8 protein-coding genes are annotated in these 6,644 nt (G+C 71.6%); all 8 read right to left on the bottom strand.

Annotated elements, in window-relative coordinates; translation table 11 throughout:
- Positions 1-44: 44 nt before the first annotated feature.
- The 8 genes from lolA to VLK66_RS22930 all read right to left on the bottom strand — a co-directional run bounded on the left by lolA (position 45) and on the right by VLK66_RS22930 (position 6,370).
- Positions 45-938 (bottom strand): outer membrane lipoprotein chaperone LolA, encoded by an 894-nt coding sequence (gene lolA, locus VLK66_RS22965; RefSeq protein ID WP_325311828.1) that lies wholly within the window; start codon positions 936-938, stop codon positions 45-47.
- A 71-nt stretch (positions 939-1,009) separates the two neighbouring features.
- Positions 1,010-1,303 (bottom strand): hypothetical protein, encoded by a 294-nt coding sequence (locus tag VLK66_RS22960; RefSeq protein ID WP_325311827.1) that lies wholly within the window; start codon positions 1,301-1,303, stop codon positions 1,010-1,012.
- Between the two features lie 271 nt (positions 1,304-1,574).
- Positions 1,575-1,862, bottom strand: a complete 288-nt coding sequence (locus tag VLK66_RS22955; RefSeq protein ID WP_325311826.1) for a hypothetical protein — start codon at positions 1,860-1,862, stop codon at positions 1,575-1,577.
- Positions 1,863-2,106: 244 nt separating this feature from the next.
- Positions 2,107-2,733 (bottom strand): DUF2911 domain-containing protein, encoded by a 627-nt coding sequence (locus VLK66_RS22950; RefSeq protein WP_325311825.1) that lies wholly within the window; start codon positions 2,731-2,733, stop codon positions 2,107-2,109.
- A 71-nt stretch (positions 2,734-2,804) separates the two neighbouring features.
- The gene (locus VLK66_RS22945) at positions 2,805-3,893 is read right to left on the bottom strand and encodes a pyridoxal phosphate-dependent aminotransferase (RefSeq protein ID WP_325311824.1); all 1,089 of its coding nucleotides are present in this window, start codon (positions 3,891-3,893) and stop codon (positions 2,805-2,807) included.
- Positions 3,890-5,257: an APC family permease gene (locus tag VLK66_RS22940; RefSeq protein ID WP_325311823.1), complete on the bottom strand. Its 1,368-nt coding sequence runs from the start codon at positions 5,255-5,257 to the stop codon at positions 3,890-3,892. Before VLK66_RS22940 ends, VLK66_RS22945 begins: the two co-directional genes overlap by 4 nt.
- Before the next feature lie 90 nt (positions 5,258-5,347).
- The gene (locus VLK66_RS22935) at positions 5,348-5,827 is read right to left on the bottom strand and encodes a hypothetical protein (protein ID WP_325311822.1); all 480 of its coding nucleotides are present in this window, start codon (positions 5,825-5,827) and stop codon (positions 5,348-5,350) included.
- 132 nt (positions 5,828-5,959) lie between these two features.
- Positions 5,960-6,370, bottom strand: a complete 411-nt coding sequence (locus VLK66_RS22930) for a hypothetical protein (protein WP_325311821.1) — start codon at positions 6,368-6,370, stop codon at positions 5,960-5,962.
- Positions 6,371-6,644 lie beyond the last annotated feature (274 nt).

The raw sequence follows: 6,644 nt of genomic DNA, 5'->3' as shown, positions 1-6,644 counted from the left end.
AACGCCGGGAGCGGCCTCTTCATCATCCTCATCCATCCACCGGCTTACTGGTCGAAGACCTGGGCGCCGGCGGGGGGGGTGAAGGTGAACAGGTTGTCGGGGAGCGCGTGGTTGGTGCGAAGGTTCCGCATCTCCACGGTGCGGACGGAGTTGTTCTCCTCCGTCATCTCGAAGCGGCGGACCAGGTAGTCCTCCTTGTCCACCCAGATCTTGAGGATCTTGTACGCCGAGGCGCCGCGCGGCACCAGCGTCAGCACATAGGACGACCGACCCGCGACTGACTCGTCGCCCGCCAACGTGGCGACGAAGCGCTGGTTGGGGTTGCTGAGGAACTGCTGCTGCAGATCCACGCTCTGCCCACCCTCGGCGATGCTGGTGCGGATGACCTGCGTGCGGTCGCTGCTGGGATAGTAGATCCAGAAGTAGCGCCCGTCGGCCACCATCACGTCGCCCGCGGGGTCGGTGAAGCGCATCAGGAAGCGGTCCGGCTTGCGCTGGTACAGCTTGCCCGTGCTCTGCCGGTCGCTCCCCAGCAGGGGAACGTGCAGGTTCTGCACGAAGTCGGCTTCCAGCGTGCGCACCCCCGCCGCTGTCTGCTCCACCCGCGCCAGGATCGCATTCGCGTCCTGCCGCCCGCCCTTCACGGGAGCCGGCGCCGAGGGGGGCGCGGACGCGGGCGCATTCGCCTGCGCGCCGCTCCCGGCGGAGGGCGTGGCAGGCGAGGTCGCCGCGGAGACGGGCGCGTCGCCGGCCAGGGGGGGCTGCGGCTGCGCCACGGAGGTGGCGGAGGTGTCCCCGCCAGAGGCCACCGGGGCGGCACGGCGGGTGGTGTTCACCTGCACGCCGCCGTCGGCCTGCGCCTCGCGCCCGCCGCCGCACGCGGCCAGCGCCAGCGGCACCAGCACGAGCGCGGCGCGGGAAAAGAATCTATCCGTCATCCCCATTCGTCCGTTCGATTGCGGGTGAATTCGTGTGGCTTCGGCGTACCCACCCGTGCAACCGCCGTTCCCTACAGCTCGGGGGCCAGCTCTTCGTCGATCTCCGCGTCCAGCTCGGGGTCGGCCGCGGCGGGAAAGCGGGTGCCCTGGTGGTTCGCGACGATGGCGGCCAGCTCCGTCACCAGCTCGGGGCTCAGGCGCGGATAGAAGCTGCGGGCGCGGTCCTCGATGTCCGTCTGGCTGGCGCCCGGGGGCACGGCGGCGCGGACGGCCAGGACGCGGGCGTCGCGGATGGCGCGGGCGGTCTGCTCTTCGCGGCGCTTGCGCGCGGCGGTCATCTCCCTGACCAGCTCTTCGTGCGTCACGGTCTCTCCGGATTCAGGTGGCTAATAGATCAGATCGTGATCGATAGGCACAAAGATAACCTCCCGGGGAAGCCCCAGCCGCCGGGCATGCTGCCGGGCGGGGGAGATGTCACGATGTGCTAATGATTTCGGGCGGGTTCGAGTGCTGAGTGCTGAGTGCCAAGTGCCAAGTGCCAAGTGCCAAGTGCCAAGTGCCAAGTGCCAAGCTGCGCCGGATCCATCTCCGCACTTCCGCACTTCCGCACTCTCGCACTTCCGCACCATCTGTCCGTCAGTACTCGCCCAGAAAGCGGCGGGCGACGCGGATGAAGCGGCGGTCCTGCTCGGCTTCGGGCTGCGACTCGGCTTCGGTCAGGATGCGGCGGACGTGCGGGTGCAGGCGCTCCTCGCCCCAACGGTAGCCGGTGGCCGCCTCGGCGGAGCCGGTGTCGGCGTCGCGGGCGCCCTCGAGCAGCGCGCGCGCCGCCGCCGCATCGTACGACGGATCGTCGCGCGGCGGCAGGCCGTAGCGCCCCGGCACCGCATCTCCCGAATCCTCCTTCACGAACGCGCGCGACATCTCCCGATCTCCCTTTCCCCCATCTCCATCCCGAAAACCCGCTGCCTGCGCACTCGAGGCTTCGAGGGCATCCTGCCCACTTGGCTGGCCCCATTCCCCGGCCCCTCCGCCCGCTCCGCGGGGGAGGGGAGAACTCATCGCGCCACGGATTTCAGCTCGCCACCCGAGCGCTGGATGGCAGTCCCGCAGGGACTTTGTGCCGTTGTTGCCCCCGAATTCCATTCGGGGGGAGGGGCTTGGAGCCTCAGTGATCGATCGTCCACCCCGTGCTCAGCTCCGTGCGGCCCCACTTGATGTGGAGCGCGCCGGCCAGATCCGCATAGCCGGTGCCGGGGCGCGCGGACTCGGGGATGAGGTGGATGGTGAGCGTCTCCTCGGGCTCCGTCATCGTCCGTGCGGCGAGCGGGATGCGTCCGACGTCTTTCGTCGCGTCGTAGTCGGTGCCCCACTGGCCGGTGCCGCGGTTCACGATGAGCTGCCACGCGGTGCCGGAGTACAGCACGAAGAGCGAGTAGTCGCCGCGCGAGAGCTTCAGGCCGCCCAGCGCCATGTCGACGTCGGTGTGCAGCGTGGTGGCCATGTTCGCGCCGAAGCGCCACACCGTGTCGCGCGGGATCAGGCCGCCTTCCACGCGGCGGCCGCGCGCGTGCGGCTGCCCGTACGTGATGGCGATGCGCGCCGGCCCGGTGAGCGCCGCGTCTTCCTCGTACCACTCGTTGCCAATGCGCCGCTGGTTCAGGTGCACCTCGACGGTCGCGTAGCTGCTGGCCGCCATCCGCAGCGGCGGCGGCGGCGGCGCGGGCTGCTGCTGGGCCGCGAGCGGCGCGGCGACGGCGATCGCGAGCAGGGCGGAGAGGTGGATTCGGTTCATCGTCGGACCCGATGGAGGTGGGGAAGATCGAGCGGCCAAGAGCACGGCCGCGGCGGCGAGGGAGGATCTTCTTATGAAGTACGGTCGAGGTGGTCGAGGGCGCGGCCCAGGCGTTCCAGCCCGGCCGCGAAGGCCGCGGGGTCGACGCCCAGCCCGATGCGGAAATGGTCCGGCATCCCGAAGAACGCGCCGGGGACGATGTCCGTCGCGCCGTCGGCCGCCAGCACGCGGCGGAGCCGGCGGACGCTTCCCCGGCGCAGGCGCGGGAAGGAGACGCTGCCGGCGCGGTGCTCCGTCCACTCCAGGTCGCCGCGGGTGCGGTAGAATGCGTTCAGCGCGTCGCGATTGGCGTCCAGCATCGCCTTCGACCGCGCGGCGATGGCATCGATCCCCGCGAAGGCGGCGGCGGCGAGCTGCTCGGCCGGGTGCGCGCCGATGTTGTTCGCGATCTCCACCATCCGCCACATCCGGCACGCCAGCCGCGGCTCGGCCAGGATCCATCCGCAGCGCAGCCCGGCCAGCCCGTACACCTTGGTCAGGCTACTGGTTGCGATGAAGACGTCGCCGAGATGCGCCGACGTCCGCGGCTCGGCCTCGAACAGCGCGTCGAGATACACCTCGTCCACCAGTGCGCGCGCGCCGGCGGACTCCGCGATGCGGCCGATCTCCCGCAGCGTCTCGTCGTCGGTGAACGCGCCGGAGGGGTTGTGCAGGTTGGTGATGACGATGAGCCGCGTGCGCGCCGTTACCGCCCGCGCGACCTCGGCGGGGTCGATCGCGAAGCCGTCCTCCGCGCGGCGCGGGAAGCGGCGGATGCTCGCGCCCAGGTGGCGGGCGACGGAGAGGAGCGGCTCGTACGCCGGGTGCTCGATCACCACCTCGTCCGCCGGCCCGAGGAGCGCCGACATCGCCAGGAAGTTGGCCATCGAGCAGCCCAGCGCCTGCACGACACGGTCGGCGGGAACGCGGTAGCGGCGCGCGATGGCATTTCCCAGCGCGCCGTAGCCGTACGCGCCGGTGCCGCCCAGCGCGAGCGTTCCCGGCGGCGCGGGGAGATCGGCGAGCGCGAGGTGCGGCATTCCGCTGGACGTCAGGTCGTACCGCGACGGGCGGTGCAGCTTGGCCCAGCGCAGGTAGCGCGACCCGACGGGCGGCGTCACGCCGTCCCCCGGCGGCGCCAGAGGAGGTAGACGGGGATGCCGGCGAGCATGATGGCGATCCCCACCGCGCTGTTGGCGGGATACTTCCACACGGTGCTGGCGACGATCAGCGCCGCCGCGGCGATGAAGAGCGCCGTCGTCACCGGGTGCCCGGGGATGCGCGCGCCCGCATCTCCATCTCCCGCTGCGCGGCGGCGGAAGACGAAGATGGTGCCCGCCGTCAGGCCGAAGAAGATCCAGTCGACCGAGACGACGTAGTTCAGGATCTGCTCGTACGTGCCGGTGAGGGCGATGAGGAGCGAGAGCACGCCCTGCAGCACGATGGCCGCGGCCGGCGCGCGGGTGCGGGGATCGACCCACGCGATGCGGCGGAAGAACAGCCCGTCGGCCGCCATGGCGAAATACACGCGCGGCGCGGTGAGCATCCCCTGGCTCAGGAAGCCGAGGGTGGAGATGGCGATGCCGACCGCGATCAGCGCCGCGCCCGCCGGCCCGAACGCGTTGCGCATCACCGCCGACGCGGGAGTGGGCGTCCCCGCCAGCCCCGCGGCGCCGAGCGCGAGGACGCAGGCGACGTTGACCGCGACGTAGAGCGCGATCACGCCGAGGACGCCGATCATCAGCCCGCGCGCCAGGTCGCGCCGCGGGTTGCGCATCTCGCCGGCGACGAAGCTGGCCGTCTGCCAGCCGCCATACGCAAACATCACCGGCGTCATCGCCGCGCCGAACGACGCGAGCGAATCCCCATCCCCACCCGCCGTCGCCGCGACCGCGTCCGCCGCGGGACGCCCGGCGAAGAAGAGCCCGGCGGCCACCAGCGCGCCGATGGCCACGATCTTCAGCACCATGAGCGCGCTCTGCACGGTGCTCCCGGCGCGCACACCCAGGCAGTTGACCGCCACCAGCAGCGCGATTCCCAGCGCGGCCACGGCCGGCTCGCCCAGCGGCACGTGCGTGGTCTCGCGGAAGTAGCGCGCGAAGGTCACGGCCACGGCGGCCATCCCGCCGGTCTGGATCACCAGCAGCAGCGCCCAGCCGTAGACGAAGGCCACGGCCGGGTGATACGCGTCGCGGAGGTAGGCGTACTGCCCGCCCACCTGCGGCCGGCGCGCCGCCAGCTCCGCATACACGAAGGCGCCCGCCAGCGCGATCAGCCCGCCCGCCACCCACGCGCCCACGATCAGCAGCGGCGTGTGCACCCGCTCCGCCACGACGTGCGGGTTGACGAAGATCCCCGACCCGACGATGCCGCCCATCACGATCATCGTCGCGTCGAACAGCCCCAGCCTGCGCGCCAGGCCGGGGCCGGCCGCCACTTCGCCCCCGGCCGCACCGGCGGCCGGTCCCTCCAACCCTGTCGCCATTCGCCTTCGGTCACCTGGCCGGGAGATCCGGATTCCATGCACGACGGGCGGCCGACCGGGCCGCCCGCACGCCGCTTCGGGAGGACGCGCTCAGCGGGCGCGTGACGGGTGCTCGTAGCGCACCCAGAACGCCATGCGCCGGTGCTCGCTGCCCAGCCAGACCGCACGGACCTCGCGGATCACAACCTGCTCGCCCGGGCGCAGCGATCCGATCACCGCCGGCTCGTCGTGCCGCTTCTCCCACGGCCGGTCGCGAACGTTCACCACCCCGCGGGCCCGGAGGCGGTCGCCCTCGCGGATGGCCATCTCGACGTCCGGGTCGAGCGGCGGGCCGGACGTCCGGTACGCGGGAACGTCGGAGCGCGTGAGGTCGTCGAAGTTCTTCGCCGTCCACGCTCCGCCCGGCGGCGCCTCGCCGTAGTAGGCGTATCCCGAGGAGGGAGACGGCTGCGGCCCCGCGCGGAAGCCGGCGCTCGCGCCCGCGGCCAGCGACAGCGCCACCGCGATCAGCCCGCGGGCGGTGCTCCGACGGGCGCGCGGAGTCCGGGGGATGGAGTGCACGTTGCTCATGGCGCGGCGGGGATGAGGTAGAAGCACTCGAAGCGATGCGCGATCGCTCCGACGAACGCCGGCACCGGTCCGCCCTTCCAAGCTCATGCGCGCGCCGGCGATGCGCCAGCGTTTCGTTCGGCAGACCGCCCGCTACACGGCGTCGGGATCGGCGGGGAGCACGGCCCAGGTGGCCAGGAAGATTGCCAGTCCGAGCGCGTAGACCCACGGCTGGCCGCCCAGCAGGATGTAGACGGCGCCGAAAAGTGCCGCGCCCTCGGCCAGCGCGCTCCCGATCAGGCTCCACGTCTGCCGCGCCGCGCCCTGCGCCCGCGCGCGGATGCCGCGAAACGCGGCCATGCCGACGATCGCCAGCACGCACAGCCCGTAGCCCACCCAGCGCAGCGCGTCGAGCGGCGTCTCGGGGTTCAGCGGCTCGGTGCGGTGGGTGCTCTGCCAGTACGCGATGCCGCCGAACAGCAGCAGCCCGGCGAACATGGCGTATCGCACCAGCTTCAGCTTGCCGGCCGTGAGGTTTGGCCCGGCGAAGAGAGGAGAGTTCATGGCGATGAGGGGAAGATGGTGGGATCGGGAGATCTCGTACCATTTCGGGATGGACCGTGCAGTCGGCAGCGCACGTGCGACCTCGCCTATAGATCCTTCGACCTGCAGCCCCTCGTGCGAGGTCCAACAACGCTGTGGCCGGCCTGAATGGAAAGTTCCGCGCGCAGCCGGTCACCGGCGACTGAAGTCGCAGCAACAACTACGGGAAGCCTCGCAAACTGCGCGAGGCTGATCCGCTCACTCCGCGGCCCCGGTGCTCACGACCAATCTCCTT

Origin of the sequence: Longimicrobium sp. (genome assembly GCF_035474595.1) — a bacterium.
Classification (GTDB): domain Bacteria; phylum Gemmatimonadota; class Gemmatimonadetes; order Longimicrobiales; family Longimicrobiaceae; genus Longimicrobium.
This window is presented reverse-complemented; position numbering and strand designations above follow the sequence as displayed.